Raw genomic sequence first — 22,364 nt, forward strand, 5'->3', positions numbered from 1 at the left:
TACAGGGCGGCTATATGCCCGCCTCACAAGGAGGAAGATATTGACCCTGGCTCAGACCTCGATAGACCTACGCCTGCCGATCGACGGACGCCATCGCCAGATGTTCATCGATGGCGCCTGGCTCGACGCCCGCTCGGGCCGCACCATGGAGATCCGCAATCCGGCGACCGGCGCTGTCATCGCCACGGTACCGCGCGGCGATCGCCAGGACATCGACTTGGCGGTAGCTGCGGCGCGCCAGGCCTTCGACGGACCGTGGAGCCGGTTCAAACCCTATGAACGGCAGGTGCTGCTCCTCAGGATCGCTGACCTTTTCGAAAAGCATTGGGAAGAGATCAGCCGGTCGGACACGACCGACATGGGCATGCCGATCATGCGCACCCGCGCCAACCGCAACCGCGTCATCGGTATGTTGCGCTATTATGCCGGCATGGCCACGGCGCTGCATGGCGAGACCATCGAAAACTCGCTGCCGGGTGAGGTCGTCTCTTTCACCCGCAAGGAGCCGGTCGGCGTCGTCGGCGCCATCATCCCCTGGAACGCGCCGACGGCTGCGTCGATCTGGAAGATCGGACCGGCGCTGGCGACAGGCTGCACCATCGTGCTGAAACCGTCTGAAGAAGCCCCGCTGACGCCGCTCTTGATCGCTGACATCATGAACGAGGCAGGCGTGCCAGCGGGTGTTGTCAACGTCGTCACCGGCACCGGCGCCGAGGCAGGCGCTACGCTTGCCGAACATATGGGCGTTGACAAGATCGTCTTCACCGGCTCGACGGCGACCGGGCAGTCGATCGTGCGCGCCTCGGCCGGCAATCTCAAGCGCGTTTCGCTGGAGCTCGGCGGCAAGTCGCCGGTTATCGTCTGCGCCGATGCCGATCTCGACAGGGCGGTGCCGGTGGCGGCGATGTCGGTATTTGCCAATTCCGGCCAGATCTGCATCGCCGGCTCGCGCCTGTTCGTCGAGCGCCCTGTTCATGACGAGTTCGTCGAGCGGCTGGCTGCCTATGCCAAGGGTCTTAGGGTCGGCGACGGCATCGACCCGGCAACCGAGATCGGCCCGTTGGTTTCACTGCGGCAGCTCGAACGGGTCACTGGTTTTCTCGAAGCCGGCACGGCCGAGGGCGCGACGCTCGTGACCGGCGGCGCACGGCTGACGGAAGGCACGCTCGCGGCCGGCAATTTCGTCGCGCCGACCGTCTTCGCCGGCGTCTCGGATGACATGAAGATCGCCCGCGAGGAAATCTTCGGGCCGGTTATTTCGGCGCTGCCCTTCGATACGCTGGACGAGGCGGTCGAGCGCGCCAACAATACGCCCTATGGCCTTGCCGCCGGCGTCTTTACCCAGAACGTCGCCAAGGCGCATCAGCTTTCACGGAAGATCCGCGCCGGCTCGGTCTGGGTCAACACCTATCACGCCATCGATCCGGCCGTACCGTTCGGCGGCTACAAGATGAGCGGCTACGGTCGCGAGGGCGGCGCCGAGCACCTCGACGAGTATCTCAGCACCAAGGGCGTGTTCATCAAAATCGACTGAGCAGGCCGCCTATACAGACCAAACATTCGAAAAATGCTCACGGGGAAGTTTTGTGGCGCCGGCCCGCTCCTGGACATCGGTCATCCGCGTGGGCAGGCGGCGGCTCTGTTTTTTCGACGCCGCCGCAAACAGAAAAATTATCCGCGGTTTTCCGTCGTGGCGAGCATCCATTCCTTTCTCTCAATCGCAATGTCTATAAAAAGTGGACATTGCAGTCGGGCTGCTTGGCAGCCGCGTGCGTGCAAGGGTTGCCGCCGAACAGGCAAGGCCGATGTCTCCGAGGACGCCTTCAACTGACCACGGCAAAGTTGGCGAGGCGATCTGGCGAAATAGCGGAACTAAGGCTAGAGCGATCTGCCGGGGGGCATGATGCATGTGAGATCGTCATGCTTGTCTACTATTCGCCTGTTTCGAGGATCGTGGGGCAACTGACCGGCGCCGGAAAACGCCTTGGCGCCGCAATCGGCGCGGCCTGGCCAGCGACGGTCCTCGTTGTGACGATAATACTCGTTTGGGAGTTCTATACCCGCTATTCCGGCATCAAGCCGACGACGCTGCCGGCGCCCTCGCGCGTCCTCCAGCAGATTGTCGAAAACCGTCAGGCGCTGATCGACAACGCGCTTCCCACGGTCGCCGCGACGTTGAGCGGCTTTGCGCTTTCGGTGGCGTCTGCGTTCATCTCTTCGGTTCTGGTCGATTTCGTGCGGCCGCTGCGCCGTGCGCTGTTCCCGGTGTTCATCATCAGCCAGACGCTGCCGCTGGTGGCGATCGCGCCGCTCGTCGTTCTCTGGTTCGGCTTCGGCCTGCTGCCCAAGATATTGCTGGTCGCGCTGGTCACCTTCTTTCCCATGATGGTGGCGCTGGTCCAGGGCTATGACTCGACCGACAAGGACATGGAGTGGCTGCTGCGTTCCATGGGCGCCACCCGCGCGCAGGTGTTCCTCAAGGCGCGACTGCCATCGGCCATTCCCTTCTTTTTCACCGGACTGCGCATTTCGATCACTTACGCGGTGGTCGGTGCGATCTTCGCCGAATATTCGGGCGCGGCGAAGGGCCTCGGCATCTACATGCTTGCGGCCAAGAACAATTTTCGCCCCGACCTTGTGCTCGCCGCCGTCTTTTGCAGCGCCCTCATCACGCTTGTTCTCTTTGGCTGCACGGTGCTGATCGAGCGCCTCTCCATGCCCTGGGAGCAAGTGCGCAAGGACGACCGCAAATGAGCGCGCCCAGGCTTTCGTTGCGCCATGTCGCCAAACGCTTCGATACGCTCGACGTGCTGGGCGGCATCAACCTCGATGTCGCGCCCGGCGAATTCGTCTCCATTCTCGGCCCGTCGGGAGCCGGCAAGTCGACCCTGTTCCAGATCCTGACCGGCGCCACCACGCCCGGCGCGGGAACCATAGCTTTCGACGGGGCTGACCTGACCGACCCTGCCGGCAAATTCGCCTTCATGCCGCAGCGCGACGCGCTGATGCCGTGGCGGCGCGTCATCGACAATGCCGTGCTCGGCCTCGAAGTGCAGGGCGTGCCGCGCCGTGAGGCGCACCGGCGTGTCGCCCCGCTGTTGGAGCAGTTCGGGCTTGCCGGCTTCGAGCAGCACTACCCCAGCCAATTGTCGGGCGGCATGCGCCAGCGCGTCGCGCTGTTGCGGACCGTCATCCAGGACCGGCAGATGCTGTTGCTCGACGAGCCGTTCGGCGCGCTCGACGCGCTGACGCGCACCTCCATGCAGCAATGGCTCGAACGGATGTGGGAACGCCATCGCTGGACCGCGTTGCTCATCACCCATGACGTGCGGGAGGCGGTCTTTCTGTCCGACAGGATCTATGTGCTTTCTGCACGTCCGGCCCGCGTGATCCACGAGATCGCCGTGCCGCTCGGCCGTCCGCGCACCGTGCGAGACCTTTCCGCTCCCGAAGCGACGCGGATCGAAGCCGAGCTTCTCGACGCGTTGCTTGGCAGCGCTTCGCCCGAACTCACCTGAATTCCAAACAAGGAGACTGAATTGATCGATCGCCGCAACGCAATCAAACTCGTCGCCACCGCACTGGCCGGGGCTATGGTCCTTGCAGCCCCCGTCCATGCGCGGGAGGCAAGGAAGGTGACCGTCGCGCTCGACTGGACACCGAACACCAATCATATCGGCCTCTACGTCGCGCGCGAGAAAGGCTTCTACAAGGAGGCCGGCCTCGACGTCGAGATCCTGCCTTATTCCGACACCGCCGCCGGCACGCTGGTCAGCAATCGCCTCGCCGATTTCGGTGTCGCCGGCGTCGGCTTCTACACCCAGCACGCGGCCGGCGCCGACCTCAGGGCGGTTTACGCGGTCGTCCAGCATGAGACCGGGCGTGTCGTCTTCAACGCCGACCGTGCCGACATCAAATCGCCGAGGGATCTCGACGGCAAGACCTATGGCGGGTTCGGCAGCGCCTGGGAGACCGCGCTGATCGGCAGCATCATCAGGCATGATGGCGGCAAGGGCGACATCAAGACCGTCACGCTGGGCACCTCCGCCTATGAGGCGCTGGCCAACGGCTCGGTGGACTTCACGCTCGAGGTCGTGACATGGGAAGGCGTCAAGGCTCAGCTGATCGGCGAGAAGCAGAAGGCGTTCAAATACGCCGACTATGGCGTGCCCGACCAGCACACGACGCTTCTGGTTTCCAGCGACGCCTATCTCAAGCAATCGCCTGATGCCGCCAGGGCGTTCCTCGTCGCGACGCAGAAAGGCTATGCCTACGCCGTGGATCATCCCGACGAGGCCGCCGATCTGCTGATTGCCGCCAACCCGGATGCGCTGACCGACAAGGATCTTGTCCATGCCTCGCTGGAGGCGCTTGTCGACGGACACTATCTTCGCGGCGAGGATGGTGCGATCGGCACGATCGACCCCGCCAAGAACGCCAGCATCGGCGAATATCTCTTCGCCAACGGAATCCTGAAAGACGGCAATGGTGCTGCGCTGGCCGCCAAGCCGGATTTCGCCAGCTACATCTCTAACGACTATCTGCCAGAGGACTGAACGGTCCGTGGCGGCAGGCAGCGCTTTGACGGCAGGACGTGGACAGGTTGACGGCAATCGATTAGCTGAGGTCCATGAGGGAAGCAGAAGCAGCAACTGCCAAACGCAAGCACGGCGGCGCGAAGAAAACGCCGCCGCGCTTCAGCCGCGAGCAGCCGGATGTGCGCCGCGCCATGCTGATCGAGGCGGCGACAAGATGCCTGTCGGTTGGCGGCATCGGCGCCTTCACCGTCGATCGCATCTGCAAGGAGGCTGGCGTCTCGCGCGGCCTGATCAACCACCATTTCGAAGGCCGCGACGGGCTCCTGGTCGAGGTCTACAAATCCTCGCTCTACGCCAGCGTCAACAACCAGATCGCCGAGGCCAAACGGCGGCGCGCCGAGAAATCCGACTGGCCGCCCGAGGCGTCGCTCGCCGCCCTGGTGCAGTCCAATTTCTCACCCGACTATTTCAGCCGGAATAACCTTTTGATCTGGCTGTCCCTATGGGGAGAGATCGCCGTCAACCCGCGTCTCAAGGCGGCGCATCGCGAACTCTATGACGTCTACCGCGCCGAACTCGCCGAGGACATCGCTGCGGTCGCCGTGCCGCGTGGCAGGGATGTCGATGCGCCGGCGTTGGCGCGCAATTTCATCGCCCTGGTCGACGGGCTCTGGCTCGAATGGTGTCTCGACGAAAGCGTGGTGACGCCGCAAGCCGCCGAAGCCGCCGGCTTCGAGATGATCGAGGCACAGGTCGGGCCTTTGCGGGGCGTGTAAGGTTCAATTCAGCGGCGAGCCGCCTTCGCGCTTGCGGCGCTCCATATAGTCGCGCAGCGCCTCGTCGATACCAGGATCGATCGGCGGCTGTTCGTATTCGGCGACCATACGCTTCCAGACGACATTGGCCCTTTCACGTGCCGTGACCTGACCGCGCTCGACCCAAGTGTCGTAATTGTCCCAGTTCGACACCAGCGGCGAATAGAACGCCCGCTCATAGCGCTGCATCGTGTGCGCCGCGCCGAAGAAATGGCCGGCCGGGCCGACCTCGCGCACCGCTTCCAGCGCCAGCGTGTCGATGTCGACCACCGGCGGATCGAAATACGCCGACATCATCTGCAGCATCTCGGCATCGATGACCAGTTTCTCAAACGACGCCGTCAGGCCACCGCCGAGCCAGCCTGCCGCGTGCAGCACCAGATTGGCGCCGCCCATCAGGCAGCCCCACAGCGACATCGAGCTTTCATAAGCCGCCTGCGCGTCGACGGAATTGGCAGCCGTGACGTTGCTTGAGCGGAACGGCACGCCGATCAGCCGGCAGAGCTGCCCGGTGATCTGCGCGGCCTGCGTATATTCGGGCGTGCCGAAGGCCGGCGCGCCGGTCTTCATGTCGACATTGGAGGTGAAGCCGCCATACATCACCGGCACGCCGGGCCGCACGATCTGGGTTAGCACAATGCCGGCCAGCGCCTCGGCATGCTGCTGCGACAGCGCCCCGGCCAGCGTCACCGGGCTCATCGCGCCGGCCAGCGTGAACGGCGTGATGACATTGACCTGGCCGTGCTCGGCCAGCGCGATCAGCCCTTCGGCCATCGGCTCGTCGAGCTGCAGCGGCGAATTGGTGTTGATGATGCCGGTGAAGACAGGCATCTCCTGCGTAAGGTTCTCGCGCGTCGTGCCGAGCGAAATCGCCACCATTTCCAGCGCGTCGATTGCGCGACCCCGACCAAGGGTTTGCGGCTGCCAATTCTTGTCGAGCAGCGTGATCTCGGCATAGTAGAGATCGAGGTGGCGCGTGTTCTGGTGCAGGTCGAGCGGCTCGAATGGTCCGCCGCCTTCCTGGTGCAGCACGTTGAACGACTGGATCAGCTTGAGGTAGTCGCACATCTCGGCATAGGTGCCGGGGCGGCGGCCGCGATCATTGTCCATGACATAGGCCGGCCCGCCGACCGACGACAGGATGCAGTGGCGTCCGCCCACCTTGACATTCTTCGCCGGATTGCGGGCGCGCAGTTCGAAGGATGACGGCGCCCTGGCGACGCGCTCCATGACCATGGCGCGGTCGAAGCGCACCCGCATCTCGCCTTCGTCGACATCGCAGCCGGCCGCGCGATAGAGCTGGCGCGCCTGCGGCTGCAGCACCCGCATGCCGATTTCCTCAAGGATGGTAAGGCCCATCTCGTGGATGGTCTGGACCTGGTCGGCCGACAGGATCTCGATCGGCGCGTAAGGCCGTGTCAGTTGCTTCCACGGACGCTGCTCGATGCCGCCGACCTCGCGCTGCGGGCGGCCGGGTCTGCGACGTGCCGTGATGCGTTCCACGACATCCTCCTATTCGGCTGCCGTGCGCATGTCGAAATCCGCCACCGCATCGACGATCGGCGTGTCGCGGCGGTAGGGCTGCCAGCGGATGTCTGCGCCGATCTCGCGAGCGAGCTTGTGGCCGCTGTGGACGGCATGGGCGATGGCCCCGGGGGCAAGCGCGTCGCCGATACGATCGACGCTGTGGATGCCAGCCGCAGCAAGCTCGTGCGCGCGTTCCGTTAGTGTCTCGAAGAGCTCGCCGCGCGGCAATCTCAACCCGACGATCACCACCGAGCGGCAGGCCACCCTTGTCTCCTCGCCGGTAAACAGATGCGCCAGCGTCGCCGTCTCGCCATCGAAGGATTTTAAGAGATGCAACGTCGTCACCGCCACCTTGCGCCGTGCCAGCGCCCGATGCACCAGCGGCAGCTCGTTGGTCATGATCGTCCAGGCCGACGCCTGGCCTGCCGGCGTCACGTAACTGACCGGGATGCCGTGTGCTGCCAGATGTTCGGTGAGGACGCCGCCCATGTAGTAGTTGTCGAAATCGAAGACCAGCGTCGGCCCCTCTGGAAGCCGGCCGCCGGCGATGTCGTCCGGAGTGAAAACATCTGGATGGTCGAGCCGCCCGACCGGAATCTCCAGCGAGGAATAGAGCATATTGGTCCAGCGCGCGCCGGTCGCCAGCACCACGCGATCCGGAGAAAGCTCGATGATCTCGTCCGCGCCCAGGGTACTCTCGGCATGGAGCGAGACGTTGCTCATCTCGTTGAGACGCCCGAGGCGGTAATCCACGACGCGGTTCCAGGCTGAGAGGCCAGGCAGCGTCTTCTCAAAGGTCAGCCGCCCGCCGAAGGTCCGGCTGCTGTCGGCGAGCGTCACCTCATGGCCGCGACGGCCCAGCGTCAGCGCGCATTCGAGCCCGGCCGGTCCGCCGCCGACAATGAGAATTCGCTCGGGCCTGTCGGCACGCTCGACGCGTTCGGGATGCCAGCCGCGCCGCCATTCCTCGCCGGCGGTCGGGTTCTGGGTGCAGCGCACCGGCACGCCGTCGTGCCAGCTTGAAATGCAGATGTTGCAGCCGATGCATTCGCGGATCTCGGCCTCGCGGCCCTCGCGGATCTTGTTTGGCAGGAATGGATCGGCGATCGAAGGCCGCGCGCCGCCGATGAAATCCAGCACGCCGCGCCTGATCTGCGAGACCATGGTGTCGGGCGAGGTGAAGCGCCCGACGCCGACCACCGGCTTTTTCGTCAGCGATTTGACGAAATCGACCACCGGCTCGTGGCTGCCTTCGCCGGTGAAGCGCGACGCCGAACAGTCGGTCGGACTGGAATCCATCTTGACGTCGAACAGGTCCGGCACGTCGGCCAGCAGCTCGACAAGCTCGTGCGCCTCCGAGGGCTGGTTGCGGCCGGGCCTGCCGCGCAGTTCCTCGAGGCTCACCCGCAAGGCGACGCCGCAATCCTTGCCGACGGCATCCTTGGTGACTTCGATCATCTCGCGCACGAAGCGCACCCGGTTCTCGATCGAGCCGCCATAACAGTCGGAGCGATGGTTATATTCGGGCAGCAGGAACTCGTAGCCGAGATAGCCCATGCCGGCATAGACATAGACGATGTCGAAGCCGGCCGTGCGCGCCTTGCGCGCCGCGTCCGCCTGGCATCGCAGCACGTTGCGTATATCCGCATTGTCCATCGTCTTCGGGCGCAGATTGCCCATGAAGCCGACATGGGTGGCCATCCACGGAATCCCGGACGGTGACAGCGGCGGCAGGCGGCTTGTCCTGTTCATGACTGATGCGCCGCCATGCCAAAGCTCCACGCCGGCCAGCGAGCCATGACGGTGCACCGCTTCCGTCATCAGCGCATGCGCGCGGATATCGTTGCCGTCCCACAGGGTCGCGAAAGGCAGCGGCGCATCGTCGGAGCTGGGGTCGATCGAACAGGCCCCGGTGCAGACCACGCCCCATCCACCCTCGGCCTTGGCCTCACGAAAGGCCGCGCGAACCCGCGGCAGCGCATTGGTCATGCCGCTGGCGTGCGGCACCTGATAGAAGCGGTTCGGCGCCGTGACCGGCCCGATGCGCACCGGTTCGAACAGGATCTCGTAGGGGGGATTGCACGGCATCTGGGTTTCGCGATAGGCTTGTTGAACAATCGTACAACAAGCCTATTCTCGCCCGTCGCGGAACGCAATGGCCCACGGAGCCTCGCGGCCCTGGATTCGCTGCCAAACGAGACGAAAAAGCCCACCCCGATACTGTCAAGGTGGGCTTCAGAGGGAGTTGGATCGGGCGCGTCGCTGTGCGCGCTATCCATCCAGTCCGCCGTCAGATGACGAAAAACCAGTTGGCCAGCAGCATCACCACCACGCCGGCGACCAGCGTCAGATAGGGCAGGATACCTGCCTTCTTGACCCTCAGATCCGACGACTTCATGCCGAGGTCGGCCAGCATATGATCGGGAAATTTGCCCTTGTCCTGGATGTAGTGGCGGAAGCAGAACACCGGGATGATCAGGGCGGCGGTGATCAGCCCGGCCCACAGCGCCATCGGGTTCCAGACCTTGGCGCCTGCGCCCATGAAGATCGCATTGACATAGGCGAAGATCGCTCCGACGCCGAGCAGCCAGCTCGGAGCGCGCCATGGCCGCTCGATATGGCCGTTGTCCATCCGATGAATCCAGCCGGCATTGAGGTTGAGGAAGTTGAAGATGATGTAGCCGCAATTCGACACGGCGAGGATGAAGAAGAAGCTCGTCGCGTCGGCCGACGCAATGGCCAGCACGATCAGATTGAAGATCAGGTCGGTCCACATCGCCCGTGTCGGCGCGCCATGTTCGTTGACATGGCTGAGGTAGCGCGGCAGCCAGCCGTCGACCGACCCCTGGTAGAGCGTGCGCGAGGACCCGGCCATCGCCGTCATGATGCACAGCACCAGCGCCAGGATCATCAGCATTACCAGCAGGCTGTGGATGAGCTGTCCGCCGCCGACCATGCCGGCCAGTGCGTCGGCAACGCCGGAGCCGTCGACGATCGGCGTCGCCAGCATACCGCTCAAGCCCAGCACGCCCTGGAAGGTGAAAGGCACTAGGATGAACAGCAGCATGCAGAGCAGGCCGGAATAGAAGATCGCCTTGAACGTGTCGGTGCCGGGATTCTTGAATTCCGAGGTGTAGCAGACGGCGGTTTCGAAACCGTAGGTCGACCACGCCGCGATAAACATGCCGCCAAGCACCAGCGTCCAGCCGGCGATGTTCCAGGCCCCGGGCTCGGGCGCATAGGCGGCCGCCAGCGGCACCAGCGGCGAAAAGTTCGCCCAGTTGATCTGGCCAGTGAAGATCGGCACCAGGCCGACGATCAGCATCGGGATGATGACAAGCAGGCCGATATATTTTTGCACATTGGCCGTGCCAAGGATGCCGCGATGCTGGATGGAGAAGATGATCAGCATCAGCAGCGCGCCGATGAAGAAGGTGGCGTTGAAGGTGAAGGAGACCGGCCCCAGCGTGTGACCGTAGAGTGTCCAGGTGCGGATCAAGGGCGTCGCGGCGGCGGTTACTGCGGTGATGGCGTCGGCGGAAGCCGTTCCTGCATGCGCCGCGATATAGGCAGCCACTTCCGGCGAAGTGTCGGTGAACAACGGCACCGGCGCCAGCGCGTTGAGGATATAGGCGGCGGCGATCGAGCAGCCGAGCGACAGCACGGGCGACCATGCGAACCAGTTGCACCATACCGACAGCGGCGCGATGAACTTGGAGTAGCGCAGCCAGGCGGTGGCGCCGTAGATCGAGGCGCCGCCGGACTTGTTCGGAAACAGGCCGGCGATTTCGGCATAGGTGAAGGATTGCAGGAAGCCCATGATCATGGACACCGTCCAGATCAGGAAGGCCAGCGTGCCGGTGGTGCCGGCGATGCCGCCGATCGAAAACAGGACAAGGGCGGGAACGCCGCTTGCCACCCAGAAGGCGCCGCGCCAGTCAATGTGCCTGAGCAGCCTGCCTTCGACAGGCTGCTCCAGGGCAGTCGCTATTGTGCTCATATGCTTGGCTTCCCCATTTTGCTATTCCCGTGGCGACGGCCCCGGCTGCACGAGGCTTCATCGTCATTTCAACGCCTGCGCATGTTTCCACACAGTCGTATTTTTTTCTTAACAGTGAAGATCGATCCGCCGCGCTTTCCCGTCAAGCGTTTTGTGAGCTTGTGCACATCACGGTTGTGGAACGCGAGTTTTTGCGGCGCTGCCGGGTAGTCTGAAACGAAAAAACCCGCCTGAGGCGGGTCGCGGCGCAAATCAGCACCATACGCAAATCAATAGCATAACTGCCGTCAATTGTCGATGACCATGGCCTGGCTGCGATGCCTCAGGAGCGCGGCCTGGTCTTTTGCGGGTCGTAGTGGGCAAACGCCACGACGCGCGCCGGCAGCCGCTTGGCATGGCCGTCGAGCTTGCCGATCTCGACCTCGGTGCCGATTGCAGCATGGGTCACATCGAGCCTTGCCAGCGCGATGTTTTTGTTCAGCACCGGCGAGCGCATGCCCGAGGTGACGACGCCGATCTGGGCGCGGCCGACATGCACGCAGTCGCCATGGCCGACGGCTGCATTGGCGTCGATGTCGAGGCCGACCAGCTTTGTCTGTGGATGTTCCTTGCGCCGGATCAGCGCCTCGCGGCCGATGAAATCGTCGGTCTTTGTCTTCAGCGGCACGGTGAAGCCGATGCCGGCCTCGAACGGATCGGTCTGGTCGGAAAACTCATAGCCGGCGAAGATCAGCCCGGCCTCGATGCGCACCATGTCGAGCGCCTGCAGGCCCATCGGCTTCAACCCGTGCGGCTGGCCGGCCTCCCAGATGGCGTCGAACACTTTTTCGGCGTCGCGCGGGTGGCACCAGACCTCGTAGCCGAGTTCGCCGGTGTAGCCGGTGCGCGAGACGACGACCGGAACGCCATTGCCGCCGCCGATGCGGGCGACGGCGAAGCGGAACCATTCGAGCTCGTCGATCGACGGCTGCAGCGGCGAGGTCCAGACGACCTCCCGCAGGATGTCGCGGCTCTTAGGGCCTTGCACGGCGACATTGTGCATCTGGTCGGTGGACGAGCGCACCAGCACGTTGAGCCCGAGCTTGGTTGCGGTTTCACGCAGCCATTCGCCGGAAAGATCGTCGCCGCCGACCCAGCGGAAATTGTCCTTGCCGAGCCGCAGCAGCGTGCCGTCGTCGATCATGCCGCCATGCTCGTAGCACATGGCGGAATAGACGACCTGGCCGACGCCGAGCTTCTTGACGTCGCGAGTCAGCGTGTATTGCAGCAGGGCTTCCGAATCCGGCCCGGTGACCTCGAACTTGCGCAGCGGCGACAGGTCCATGATCACGGCGTCGTGCCGGCAGGCCCAGTATTCGGCGATGGCGCCTTCTTTGGCGAAGGAATTGGCGAGCCAGTAGCCTCTGTACTCAACGAAGTTGCGGGTGTGCTTGGCGAAGCTTGAATGAAAGGCTGTCTCGCGGGTCATTTTCGGTTCCGAATCGGGCGTCATGCGTCTGGCGATCGCTCGCGAGAATTTGTGCTGGTCGGAATAGGTGCGCACATGGATGTCGGTCGGGTTCCAGCCATTGGCCGGCGTCGTGTCGTCAGGGCAGGCGGAGGAAACACAGACGATGTCGGTCAGGGCTCTAAGCAGCACATAGTCGCCCGGCCGCGACCACGGCTCGTCGGACACCATCACGCCATGCGCGTCGATCGCCGTGTTGAAGAAGAAGTTGATAGCCATCCAGCCGGCGCGAGGCGTGACGCCCTTGTCGGCCAGCGCGCCGTTGAAATTCTCGGAGCAGTTGGTGTGACCGGGATAGCCGATGTCGTCGTAATATTTGGCGGCGCAGGCGAGCGCGAAAGCGTCGTGCCGGCCGCATGTGTCCTGCACCACCTCGACCAGCGGCTCCATGTCCTGGTCATAGTATTTCGAATGCAGCCCGGGCATCGGATAGCTCGCGCCCATCAGCGTGCGGGTCGTCGTCACATCGAGCGGATGATCGCGGCCCTTGTCCAGCTTGCGCGCCGAAAAGCACTGGAAGTCGGTGCACTGGCGCCCGTCGACATCGATGATCTGCAGATAGTCGCCCGCCTTGACGAAGTAGGATTCGGCTGTAGCCGAATGCACCCTGAGATCGAGCACCGGATCGGCCAACGGATCGCCGAGTTGCGACTTTGCCGCCGGGCGGATCGTGGCTCGGCGCACGATGACGGTGAGCGGCGTCGCCGTGTCGTGGCCGTCGACAAGCATCGGCCCGCCGGGTGCGGCAACGACCATCGCGGCATCGCGCACGATGGCAAAACCCTGCTCGGCGCCGGCAGGGGTGACAGCGCTGAAGATGCGCACCGCCTTGGCCTGATCGAGCTGTACCTGCCGGCGCTCAAGCCCGCGGCGCAGGGAAGCGAGGCTGTCGTCGCCCTCCGCCAGCAGCGCCTTGATGCCGGCGGCATTGCTGTTCGATTTTTCACCGAAGATGCCGGGATCGGTCGCGCCGGTTTGGTCCCAGGCCAGCAGTTCGCAAGCCTGGCCGCCTTCGACATTGCGCACCGTGAAGGTGTCGCCGACCTCGACCTCGATGAGCACCGCGCCATTGCCCTGGAGCGTATAGCGCTCCATGCCGGGTGGCAGCGCGATCTGGCCGGGCCGCAGAATCAGGCTCGGCCGCGGTGGTCCGGCTGCAATTGCGGGGTAGGGCGACTGGCTCATCTCGACTCTGAATCTTGAGAAACAAGTTTGCCTGTACGTGAAATTATTTTAGCAGCAAGAATAGGCAGCAAGCCCGGATTTGGCAAGGCGAAGGTATCGGCCACTCATCGCCGGCGCGGGTGAAAAGCTACGCCAGTCCCTCGGAGTATCGGATATCGATACCGTACTCGGCGCCGGCGTCGAGCATCGTGTGCCAAAGACTTTCGGCGAAGGTCGCAAAGACCAGAAGGTTGAACACAGCCTGCCCATCCGGCTGATCGCCGCCGCGCCAGAGCGTGACGCTGGTATGGTCGATCGAGGTCGCGGCGGCTGCGCCAACCGGAAATACCGCCGGGTGCAGATCGAGCGACGACAGCTTGGCGAGCATGGTGCGCGCCTTGGCTCCGGAGATGCTGATCAGGGCGCGCGCGTGCGACTGGTCGGACAGCGAGGCGAGGCCGGAGAACGCTGGCGCCAGAGTGTTCATCGCGTGATTGCCGTCTTTCGACAGCACGAGGAACTGATCGGGACCGGACCAGATCAGTGTCGCGTCCTTCGCTTGGACCGCATTCGGCCCGTCCGGCGCCGCCACTTCGAAACGCGTTTTGGCGGCCTTTGCCAGTTCGGCCCAGTTGCCGCGCCGCGCCATGACCTGGATCAGGTCGAAATTGCGGATCTCGGTTAGCGAGACGCCAGCCTCGGTACCGCGTAGGCCGTGGACGCCGGAGGCAAGCGCGTGCTCCAGGGGACTGCGGCTAGACCAGGAAAATTCAGCCACGCTGGCGCCCTCCTTCCGGATCGTAGAAGACGGGATTGCAGAGCTCGACATCGTATTCCTCGCCGCGGAGCGGATCATGCGCATGGACGATCTCGCCGATGCGTTCGCGGCCGCGTTCGACCAGGCCGAGCCCGATCCATTGGTCGAGCATCGGCGAGAAACAGACCGAGGTGACATAGCCCTGGTCGTTGCCCGGGCCGGGGATCTCGCCCTTCGGAATGATATGCGCGCCGGAGCGCAGGCGGCTTGCCTTGTTCGTCGGCTTGATGCCGACGACGGCTTGCCGGTCCGGCGCGATGAGCGCCTCGCGTCCGGCCATGACGCGGCCGATGAAATCCTTCTTGGTCGACATCATCTTGCCCAGGCCCAGGTCGGCCGCGGTCGTCGTGCCGCTCAGCTCCGGCCCGGCGACATGGCCCTTCTCGATGCGCATGACGCCAAGCGCCTCGGTGCCGTAGGGCGTCACCCCGAATGGCGCGCCGACCTGCATCAGGTTGCGCACCAGCGCGTCGCCATGGCGGGCCGGCACGGAAATCTCGAACGCCATCTCACCGGAAAACGAGATGCGGAACAGCCGCGCCTTGATGCCGCCGCGCAGCGCCACTTCGCGCGCGCCCATGAACGGAAAGCCTTCGTTGGACAGATCCTCGGCCGGATCGACGAGTTCCCGGAGCAGATCACGTGTCCGTGGCCCTGCGATCGAGAACTGCGCCCACTGGTCGGAGACCGATGTGAGCTGCACGTCGAGTTCGGGGAACAACACCTGTCGGCAGAATTCGAGATGCTGCATCACCGGCCCGGCCTTGGCGGTGGTGGTGGTCAGGAAATAATGGTCCTCGGCCAGCCGCGACGTGGTGCCGTCGTCATAGACCATGCCGTCCTCGCGCAGCATCAGCCCGTAGCGCGCTTTGCCCACGGCAAGATTGGAAAAAGTGTTGATATAGACGCGGTCGAGGAAGGCGCCGGCGTCGGGGCCGTGCACGTCGATCTTGCCGAGCGTCGAGACATCGCAGAAGCCGACGCCGCCCCGCACCGCCTTGACCTCGCGCGTCACTGACTCCAGCCAGTCCTTCTCGCCGGCGCGCGGATACCATTGCGCACGCTTCCACAGGCCCGTGTCGACGAAGATCGCCCCCTGTTCGGCCGCCCAGTGATGCGATGGCGTCAGCCGCGTGGCATGGAAATTCTCGTCGCGGTGATGGCCGGCAAACGCGCCGATGGCAACCGGCACATAGGGCGGGCGGTAGATCGTCGTGCCGGTTTCGGGAATGGATTTGCCTGACACTGCAGCCATGATGGCGAGGCCGGCGACATTCGAGGTCTTGCCCTGGTCGGTCGCCATGCCGAGCGTCGTGTAACGCTTCAGATGCTCGACCGATTCAAAACCCTCGCGCTGCGCCAGCTCGATGTCCGAGGCAGTGACGTCGTGCTGCTGGTCGACAAAGGCTTTGCCTTTGCCGGCGACATGCCAAAGTGGGGTGAGCGAGAACGCCTCATCCTCGGCCACCGGTGCCGAGCCTGCCTTGCCGCTGCGCCCGGCATCCCGCGCCGCTTGCGCGCCTGCGGCAAAGCCCTGGCCCAGGCAGGCGCCGAGACCGAAAGCACCGTTGGCGGCGCCCACTGCCACCATGCTCGGCGGCGCGCCATCCGGCACGAAGGCGGCGGTATCGTCCTGCCATTTCGGCCGGCCGCGGTGGTAGGAGGTCAGAGCGACCGCCGGGTTCCAGCCGCCGGAGACGGCAAGCCCGTCGGCTTCGACTTCGGCGCGTGCGCCACCCGTCAGCGACACCGAGATCTTCCTGACGCCGTCCTTGCCGCCGTCGACTGCACTGACCGAACCGTTCAGCACGGGGAAGCCGCCTTTCGAGGCGAGCGAACGATGCGCAGCCGATACATCAGGCCGTGCGTCGACGACCGCCGCGATCCGCAATCCCGCGCCGAGCGCGGTTTCGACGGTGCGCCAGCCATCCTCATTGTTGGTGAACAGCGCGACGCGTTTCGCCGGCGTCGCCGCATAGCGCGCGACATAGGTCCGCATTGCCGACGCCATCATCACGCCGGGCGTGTCGTTGCCGGCAAAGACGATCGGCCGTTCGATTGCGCCGGCCGCGACCACGCAGCGCCTGGCCACGATCCGCCACAGCCGCTGCCGCACCTGGTGCTCGGGCGGCGAGGGCAGGTGGTCGTTGACCCGTTCGATCGCGCCATAAGTGCCGCCATCATAGACGCCGAACAATGTCGTCCGGGTCATGAGGCGGACGTCGGGCAGTGCCGCAAGTTCCGCCAGCGTGCGCGAAATCCATTCGGCCGCCGGCATACCATCGATGGTGCCGCCATCCGACAGCAGCCGGCCGCCAAGCGCAAAATCCTCCTCGCACAGGATGACGCGGGCGCCGGAACGGCCAGCGGCGAGAGCTGCCGCCAGCCCTGCTGGGCCGGAGCCGGCGATCAGCACGTCGCAATGCGCCCAGGCCTTGTCGTAATGGTCGGGGTCGGCAACACCAGCGGCGCGCCCGAGGCCGGCGGCGCGGCGGATCGCCGGCTCATAGATCGCTTCCCAGAATTTCGCCGGCCACATGAAGGTCTTGTAGTAGAAGCCGGCGACGAAGATCGGCGCGAACAGCTGGTTGACCGACATCAGGTCGTGGCGCAGCGACGGCCAGCGGTTCTGGCTGGCGGCTTCCAGTCCCTCATAGAGTTCGGCCGTGGTCGCCTTGGTGTTCGGCTCGCGCCGCGCGCCTGTGCGCAATTCGACCAGCGCGTTAGGCTCTTCCGAACCTGCGGTCAGGATGCCGCGCGGGCGATGGTATTTGAACGAGCGGCCGACCAGCTTGACGCCATTGGCGACGAGCGCCGAGGCGAGCGTGTCGCCCTGGAAGCCGGAAAAACTCTTGCCGTCGAAACGGAAATTCAGCGACACCGAGCGGTCGATGAGACCGCCATTGGCCAGCCGGTTTGCCTGCACGCCGGCCATCACACGCCAACCTTCGCGGCACCAACGCCCGCCGCCGGTTCGACCGAGGAAATCTCGTGCGTCAGCGTGTTGCGGGTGATCTTCAGCCAGCTCCGGCAGCCGCCGCCATGATACCAGTGCTCGCTCATCACGCCGGCGACATTGTCGCGCAGATAGACGTAGTCGAAGACCTCGTCTTCAGAGGCATTGGCTCCCGGACGCAGCGGCTTGGCATCGCCGAGATAGGTGAACTCGCCGAGTTCTCGTTCGCCGCAGAAAGGACAGACAATACGCATGATTTCCAGGCCGTCCTCAGTGCAGGTTCGGTTGGGCGCCGACGCCCTTTTCATCGATCATCGCGCCGCGCCGGAACCGGTCGAGGCGGAACCTTGCGGCCTCCTCGTGCGATTCATCGCGCGCCAGAAGATGGGCAAAGACAAAGCCTGAGCCCGGCGTCGCCTTGAAGCCGCCATAACACCAGCCGGCATTGAGGTAGAGCCCGTCCACCGGCGTCTTGTCGATGATCGGCGTGCCGTCCATCGACATGTCCATGACGCCGCCCCATTGGCGCAGCAGCCGCACGCGGCCGATCATCGGCATCAGCGCCATGCCGCCCTCGCAGACATCCTCCATCACAGGCATGTTGCCGCGCTGCGCGTAGGAATTGTAGCCGTCTATGTCGCCGCCGAAGACCAGCCCGCCCTTGTCGGACTGGCTGACATAGAAATGGCCGGCGCCGAAGGTCATGACATTGGGCAGCAGCGGCTTGATCGCCTCGGAGACAAAGGCCTGCAGCACATGGCTTTCGATCGGCAGGCGCAGTCCCGCCATCGAGGCGACGCGCGAGGAACTGCCGGCTACGGCCATGCCGACCTTGCCGGCGCCAATCCTGCCGCGTGAGGTCTCGACGCCGGTCACTTTGCCGTTGGCGTCTCTGACAAAGCCTGACACCTCGCAGTTCTGGATGATGTCGACGCCGAGCGCGCTCGCCGCATGCGCATAGCCCCAGACCACGGCGTCATGCCGCGCTGTGCCGCCGCGCCGCTGCAAGAGCCCGCCTTGCACGGGAAAGCGCGCATTGTCGAAGTTCAGGAACGGCATCATCTTCTTGACCGCGGCAAGGTCGAGCAGTTCGGCGTCGATGCCGTTGATGCGCATGGTGTTGCCGCGCCGCGCATAGGCGTCGCGCTGCGCGTCGGAGTGGTAGAGGTTGACGACACCGCGCTGGCTGACCATCGTGTTGTAGTTGAGGTCCTGCTCCATGCGCTCCCACAGCTTCATCGACAATTCGTAGAAGCCGGTATTGCCGGGCAGGCCGTAATTGGAGCGGATGATGGTGGTGTTGCGGCCGGCATTGCCGGAACCGATCCAGCCTTTTTCCAGCACGGCGACATTCCTGATGCCGTGTTCGCTGGCCAGGAACCATGCGGTCGCCAGCCCATGGCCGCCGCCGCCGATGATCACGACGTCGTAGCGGTCCTTCGGCGTGGCGTCGCGCCAGGTGCGCTGCCAGTTCTTGTGGCCGGAAAGGGCGGCACGGGCGAGCGAGAAGATCGAATATTTCATATGGTCATTCCAAGGCCGCTCGCCCCACTCCGGATCATTCTTGACGCATCGGATTCATCCGAAAACCGCTTCACACTTTTCGGTCCGATGCTCTAGATGTCCAGCGTGTGGTCGCGCTCCCACTGCGTGAAGTGCGAAGCATAGGAATTCCATTCCTGGTGCTTCAGCTTTAGATAAGCCGACGAGAATTCCTCACCCAGCGCCGTCTTGAGCGATTTGTCCTTATCGAACTCGCGTAGCGCGTCGAGCAAGTTGAGCGGCAGCTTGGGCGCGCCCTTCACCGTATGCCCGAACTGATACATGTCGATATCGTAGCGCTTGCCGGGATCGGCCTTGGAGCGGATGCCATCGAGACCAGCGGCGATGATGACGGCCTGCAAGAGATAGGGGTTGGCCGCGCCGTCGGGCAGACGCAGCTCGAAGCGGCCGGGTCCGGGCACACGCACCATATGGGTGCGGTTGTTGCCGGTCCAGGTCACCGTGTTCGGCGCCCAGGTCGCGCCCGAGATCGTGCGTGGCGCATTGATGCGCTTGTAGGAATTGACCGTCGGGTTGGTGATCGCGGCCAGGGCCGAGGCATGCTTCATGATGCCGCCGAGGAAGTTCCTGCCTTTTGCCGACAGGCCAAGCTCCATCGCATTGTCGGCGAAGACATTGGTCTTGCCGGCCTTGTCCCACACCGAGATATGGGCATGGCAGCCATTGCCGGTCAGGCCCTGGAAGGGTTTTGGCATGAAGGTCGCGCGCAGGCCGTGCTTCTCGGCGATCGACTTGACCATGAATTTGAAGAAGGAGTGCTTGTCGGCGGTGGCCAGCGCATCGTCGAAGGCCCAGTTCATCTCGAACTGGCCGTTGGCGTCCTCATGGTCGTTCTGGTAGGCGCCCCAGCCGAGCGCCAGCATGTGGTCGCAGATCTCGGCGATGACATCGTAGCGCCGCATCACCGCCTGCTGGTCGTAGCAGGGTTTTGATGCCGTATCGTATTCGTCGGAGATTGCTTTGCCGTCAGGCGAGATCAGGAAGAACTCGGCCTCGACACCGGTCTTGATATGCATGCCGTCGCTGGCAGCCTCTGCGATCAGCCGCCTCAAAGTGTTGCGTGGCGTCTGGTCGACCTCTTTGTCGTCCATGATGCAATTGGCGGCGACCCAGGCGACCTCGGGTTTCCACGGCAGCTGGATGACCGAATCCGGATCCGGCACCGCCAGCATGTCGGGATGCGCCGGCGTCAGGTCCAGCCAGGTGGCGAAGCCGGCAAAGCCGGCGCCGTCCTTCTGCATGTCGGCGATCGCCTGCGCCGGCACCAGCTTGGCGCGCTGCCCACCGAACAGATCGGTGTAGGAAATCATGAAATATTTGACGCCGTTCTTCTTGGCGAAAGCGGCGAGATCGTTCCCCATTATAGTTCCTCGCTTCGGTATTTTGGATGGTGTCTTAGAAGCCGTTCTTCCCCGGTATCCAGTTGGTGCCGGCGAGCGGCACGCCGGCCATGGCGGCGGCTTCGATGGTGAGCGCGACGAGATCCTCGGGCTCGAGATTGTGCAGGCTGTTCTTGCCGCAGGCTCGGGCAATCGTCTGCGCTTCCAGCGTCATCACCTTCAAATAGTTCGCCAGACGTCGCCCGGCCGCGATCGGGTCGACCCGCTTCATCAGTTCGGGGTCCTGCGTGGTGATGCCGGCCGGATCGCGCCCCTCGTGCCAGTCGTCATAGGCGCCGGCGGTGGTGCCGAGCTCGTTATACTCGGCCTCCCACCGCGGATCGTTGTCGCCAAGCGCGACGAGCGCGGCAGTGCCGATCGACACCGCGTCGACGCCGAGCGCCAGCGCCTTAGCGACATCGGCGCCGTTGCGGATGCCGCCGGAGACGATCAACTGCACCTTGCGGTGCATGCCGAGATCCTGCAGCGCCTGCACCGCCGGCCTGATGCAGGCAAGCGTCGGCTGGCCGACATTCTCGATGAAAACTTCCTGCGTCGCCGCCGTGCCGCCCTGCATACCGTCGATCACGACGACATCTGCGCCCGATTTCACCGCAAGGGCGGTGTCGTAATAGGGCCGCGCGCCGCCGACCTTGACGTAGATCGGCTTTTCCCAGTCGGTGATTTCGCGCAGCTCCAGGATCTTGATCTCGAGATCGTCGGGACCGGTCCAGTCGGGATGCCGCGAAGCCGAGCGTTGGTCGATGCCCTTGGGCAGCGTCCGCATCTCGGCGACGCGGTCGGAGATCTTCTGGCCGAGCAGCATGCCGCCGCCGCCGGGCTTGGCGCCCTGGCCAACCACCACCTCTATCGCATCGGCCCGGCGCAAATCGCGCGGGTTCATGCCATAGCGCGACGGCAGATATTGGTAGACCAGCATCTTGGAATGACCGCGCTCTTCCTCGGTCATGCCGCCGTCACCGGTGGTGGTCGAGGTGCCGGCCAGCGTCGCGCCGCGTCCCAGCGCTTCCTTGGCCGGGCCGGACAGCGAACCGAAGCTCATGCCGGCGATGGTGATCGGAATCTTCAACTCGATAGGCTTCTTGGCATGGCGCGAACCCAGCACGACGCTGGTGTCGCAGCGTTCGCGATAGCCTTCGAGCGGATAGCGCGAGATCGAGGCGCCAAGGACCAGCAGGTCGTCGAAATGCGGCAGCTTGCGCTTGGCGCCGCCGCCGCGGATGTCATAGATGCCGGTCGCCGCGGCGCGGCGGATCTCGGAAAGCGTGTAGTCGTCGAAGGTCGCGGATTTGCGCGGCGTCGTCGGCGGGTTGCGATAGGTCATTTTGCCTCAATATGCGTCGGCATTGTCGATATTGAAATTGTAGAGCGTGCGCGCCGAGCCGTAGCGCTTGAACTCGGCCGGCTTGACACCGGTCACGCCGGCGCGGTCGAGCAGGCCTTGCAGCAACTCCAGATGCTCGGGCCGCATCTCCTTGGCGATGCAGTCGGCGCCAAGGCTGTCGACCTTGCCGCGCACGAACAGCCGCGCCTCGTAGATGGAATCGCCCAGCGCATCGCCGGCATCGCCCAGCACCACCAGATTGCCAGATTGCGCCATGAAGGCCGACATATGGCCGATATTGCCATGCACGACGATGTCGATGCCTTTCATCGAGATGCCGCAGCGCGACGAGGCATTGCCTTCGATGACCAGCAATCCGCCCCGTCCGGTGGCGCCGGCATATTGGCTGGCGTCGCCCTTGATGGTGATGGAGCCCGACATCATGTTCTCGCCGACGCCCGGCCCGGCCGAACCGTGGACGGTGATCGCCGCGCCATCGTTCATGCCGCCGCAATAATAGCCGACGCTGCCGCGCACATCGATGGTGACCGGCTGGTCAACGCCGACCGCGACCGAGTGGCTGCCTTTCGGATGGAGCACCTCCCAGGCGGTTTCGTTCGAACCCGGCGTCAGATTGTGGAGCGCCTGGTTGAGCTCGCGCAGCGACATCGCGTCGAGGTCGAAGACACGTGATGCCTGACTCTGGGCATTGTCGTGAGCTGCCGTCTTTGAAAGCTTGGTTGCCGGCATCAG

16 protein-coding genes are annotated in these 22,364 nt (G+C 64.3%); 5 read left to right on the plus strand and 11 right to left on the minus strand.

Annotation, left to right across the window (positions count from 1 at the left end; genetic code table 11):
- Nucleotides 1–100 precede the first annotated feature (100 nt).
- From AC0L2H_RS13860 to AC0L2H_RS13880, 5 genes are all read left to right on the plus strand, one after another.
- Nucleotides 101–1,534, plus strand: a complete 1,434-nt coding sequence (locus AC0L2H_RS13860) for an aldehyde dehydrogenase family protein (protein ID WP_473591047.1) — start codon at nucleotides 101–103, stop codon at nucleotides 1,532–1,534.
- 386 nt (nucleotides 1,535–1,920) lie between these two features.
- A complete protein-coding gene (locus AC0L2H_RS13865) occupies nucleotides 1,921–2,754 on the plus strand; it encodes an ABC transporter permease (RefSeq protein WP_473590747.1) in 834 nt (277 codons plus the stop codon).
- Nucleotides 2,751–3,518 (plus strand): ABC transporter ATP-binding protein, encoded by a 768-nt coding sequence (locus AC0L2H_RS13870; protein WP_473590748.1) that lies wholly within the window; start codon nucleotides 2,751–2,753, stop codon nucleotides 3,516–3,518. Before AC0L2H_RS13865 ends, AC0L2H_RS13870 begins: the two co-directional genes overlap by 4 nt.
- A gap of 75 nt (nucleotides 3,519–3,593) precedes the next feature.
- Complete coding sequence (locus AC0L2H_RS13875; RefSeq protein ID WP_473591048.1) at nucleotides 3,594–4,556, plus strand: ABC transporter substrate-binding protein; 963 nt, start codon at nucleotides 3,594–3,596, stop codon at nucleotides 4,554–4,556.
- Between the two features lie 74 nt (nucleotides 4,557–4,630).
- Entirely contained in the window at nucleotides 4,631–5,314 is a 684-nt protein-coding gene (locus tag AC0L2H_RS13880) for a TetR/AcrR family transcriptional regulator (RefSeq protein WP_473590749.1), read from the plus strand.
- A 3-nt stretch (nucleotides 5,315–5,317) separates the two neighbouring features.
- Here the strand turns inward: AC0L2H_RS13880 and AC0L2H_RS13885 are convergent, their stop codons facing one another.
- The 11 genes from AC0L2H_RS13885 to AC0L2H_RS13935 form a co-directional block, all read right to left on the minus strand.
- On the minus strand, nucleotides 5,318–6,856 hold the full coding sequence (locus tag AC0L2H_RS13885) for a trimethylamine methyltransferase family protein (RefSeq protein ID WP_473590750.1): 1,539 nt from the start codon (nucleotides 6,854–6,856) through the stop codon (nucleotides 5,318–5,320).
- A gap of 9 nt (nucleotides 6,857–6,865) precedes the next feature.
- Entirely contained in the window at nucleotides 6,866–8,968 is a 2,103-nt protein-coding gene (locus tag AC0L2H_RS13890) for an oxidoreductase (RefSeq protein ID WP_473590751.1), read from the minus strand.
- A 202-nt stretch (nucleotides 8,969–9,170) separates the two neighbouring features.
- Nucleotides 9,171–10,880, minus strand: coding sequence for an APC family permease (locus tag AC0L2H_RS13895; protein WP_473590752.1), 1,710 nt, complete (start codon nucleotides 10,878–10,880; stop codon nucleotides 9,171–9,173).
- Nucleotides 10,881–11,202: 322 nt separating this feature from the next.
- Nucleotides 11,203–13,572 (minus strand): DUF1989 domain-containing protein, encoded by a 2,370-nt coding sequence (locus AC0L2H_RS13900; RefSeq protein ID WP_473590753.1) that lies wholly within the window; start codon nucleotides 13,570–13,572, stop codon nucleotides 11,203–11,205.
- Between the two features lie 127 nt (nucleotides 13,573–13,699).
- On the minus strand, nucleotides 13,700–14,329 hold the full coding sequence (locus AC0L2H_RS13905; protein ID WP_473590754.1) for a sarcosine oxidase subunit gamma: 630 nt from the start codon (nucleotides 14,327–14,329) through the stop codon (nucleotides 13,700–13,702).
- On the minus strand, nucleotides 14,322–17,303 hold the full coding sequence (locus tag AC0L2H_RS13910; protein WP_473590755.1) for a sarcosine oxidase subunit alpha: 2,982 nt from the start codon (nucleotides 17,301–17,303) through the stop codon (nucleotides 14,322–14,324). Before AC0L2H_RS13910 ends, AC0L2H_RS13905 begins: the two co-directional genes overlap by 8 nt.
- On the minus strand, nucleotides 17,303–17,578 hold the full coding sequence (locus AC0L2H_RS13915; RefSeq protein ID WP_473590756.1) for a sarcosine oxidase subunit delta: 276 nt from the start codon (nucleotides 17,576–17,578) through the stop codon (nucleotides 17,303–17,305). Before AC0L2H_RS13915 ends, AC0L2H_RS13910 begins: the two co-directional genes overlap by 1 nt.
- Nucleotides 17,579–17,594: 16 nt before the next feature.
- On the minus strand, nucleotides 17,595–18,848 hold the full coding sequence (locus tag AC0L2H_RS13920; protein WP_473590757.1) for a sarcosine oxidase subunit beta family protein: 1,254 nt from the start codon (nucleotides 18,846–18,848) through the stop codon (nucleotides 17,595–17,597).
- Nucleotides 18,849–18,940: 92 nt separating this feature from the next.
- On the minus strand, nucleotides 18,941–20,248 hold the full coding sequence (gene glnT / locus AC0L2H_RS13925; protein ID WP_473590758.1) for a type III glutamate--ammonia ligase: 1,308 nt from the start codon (nucleotides 20,246–20,248) through the stop codon (nucleotides 18,941–18,943).
- 34 nt (nucleotides 20,249–20,282) lie between these two features.
- On the minus strand, nucleotides 20,283–21,611 hold the full coding sequence (locus AC0L2H_RS13930; RefSeq protein WP_473590759.1) for an FMN-binding glutamate synthase family protein: 1,329 nt from the start codon (nucleotides 21,609–21,611) through the stop codon (nucleotides 20,283–20,285).
- A 6-nt stretch (nucleotides 21,612–21,617) separates the two neighbouring features.
- The gene (locus AC0L2H_RS13935) at nucleotides 21,618–22,361 is read right to left on the minus strand and encodes a GltB/FmdC/FwdC-like GXGXG domain-containing protein (RefSeq protein ID WP_473590760.1); all 744 of its coding nucleotides are present in this window, start codon (nucleotides 22,359–22,361) and stop codon (nucleotides 21,618–21,620) included.
- Between the last annotated feature and the right edge of the window lie 3 nt (nucleotides 22,362–22,364).

The sequence above is a fragment of the Mesorhizobium sp. WSM4871 genome (assembly GCF_055811295.1).

Excerpts from the sequence above, each read along its gene's own strand:
- AC0L2H_RS13860 (WP_473591047.1), top strand. The coding sequence starts at position 101 with ATGTTCATCGATGGCGCCTGGCTCGACGCCCGCTCGGGCCGCACCATG.
- AC0L2H_RS13865 (WP_473590747.1), top strand. The coding sequence starts at position 1,921 with ATGCTTGTCTACTATTCGCCTGTTTCGAGGATCGTGGGGCAACTGACC.
- AC0L2H_RS13870 (WP_473590748.1), top strand. The coding sequence starts at position 2,751 with ATGAGCGCGCCCAGGCTTTCGTTGCGCCATGTCGCCAAACGCTTCGAT.
- AC0L2H_RS13875 (WP_473591048.1), top strand. The coding sequence starts at position 3,594 with ATGGTCCTTGCAGCCCCCGTCCATGCGCGGGAGGCAAGGAAGGTGACC.
- AC0L2H_RS13880 (WP_473590749.1), top strand. The coding sequence starts at position 4,631 with ATGAGGGAAGCAGAAGCAGCAACTGCCAAACGCAAGCACGGCGGCGCG.
- AC0L2H_RS13890 (WP_473590751.1), bottom strand. The coding sequence starts at position 8,968 with ATGCCGTGCAATCCCCCCTACGAGATCCTGTTCGAACCGGTGCGCATC.
- AC0L2H_RS13895 (WP_473590752.1), bottom strand. The coding sequence starts at position 10,880 with ATGAGCACAATAGCGACTGCCCTGGAGCAGCCTGTCGAAGGCAGGCTG.
- AC0L2H_RS13900 (WP_473590753.1), bottom strand. The coding sequence starts at position 13,572 with ATGAGCCAGTCGCCCTACCCCGCAATTGCAGCCGGACCACCGCGGCCG.
- AC0L2H_RS13910 (WP_473590755.1), bottom strand. The coding sequence starts at position 17,303 with ATGGCCGGCGTGCAGGCAAACCGGCTGGCCAATGGCGGTCTCATCGAC.
- AC0L2H_RS13915 (WP_473590756.1), bottom strand. The coding sequence starts at position 17,578 with ATGCGTATTGTCTGTCCTTTCTGCGGCGAACGAGAACTCGGCGAGTTC.
- AC0L2H_RS13920 (WP_473590757.1), bottom strand. The coding sequence starts at position 18,848 with ATGAAATATTCGATCTTCTCGCTCGCCCGTGCCGCCCTTTCCGGCCAC.
- glnT (WP_473590758.1), bottom strand. The coding sequence starts at position 20,248 with ATGGGGAACGATCTCGCCGCTTTCGCCAAGAAGAACGGCGTCAAATAT.
- AC0L2H_RS13930 (WP_473590759.1), bottom strand. The coding sequence starts at position 21,611 with ATGACCTATCGCAACCCGCCGACGACGCCGCGCAAATCCGCGACCTTC.
- AC0L2H_RS13935 (WP_473590760.1), bottom strand. The coding sequence starts at position 22,361 with ATGCCGGCAACCAAGCTTTCAAAGACGGCAGCTCACGACAATGCCCAG.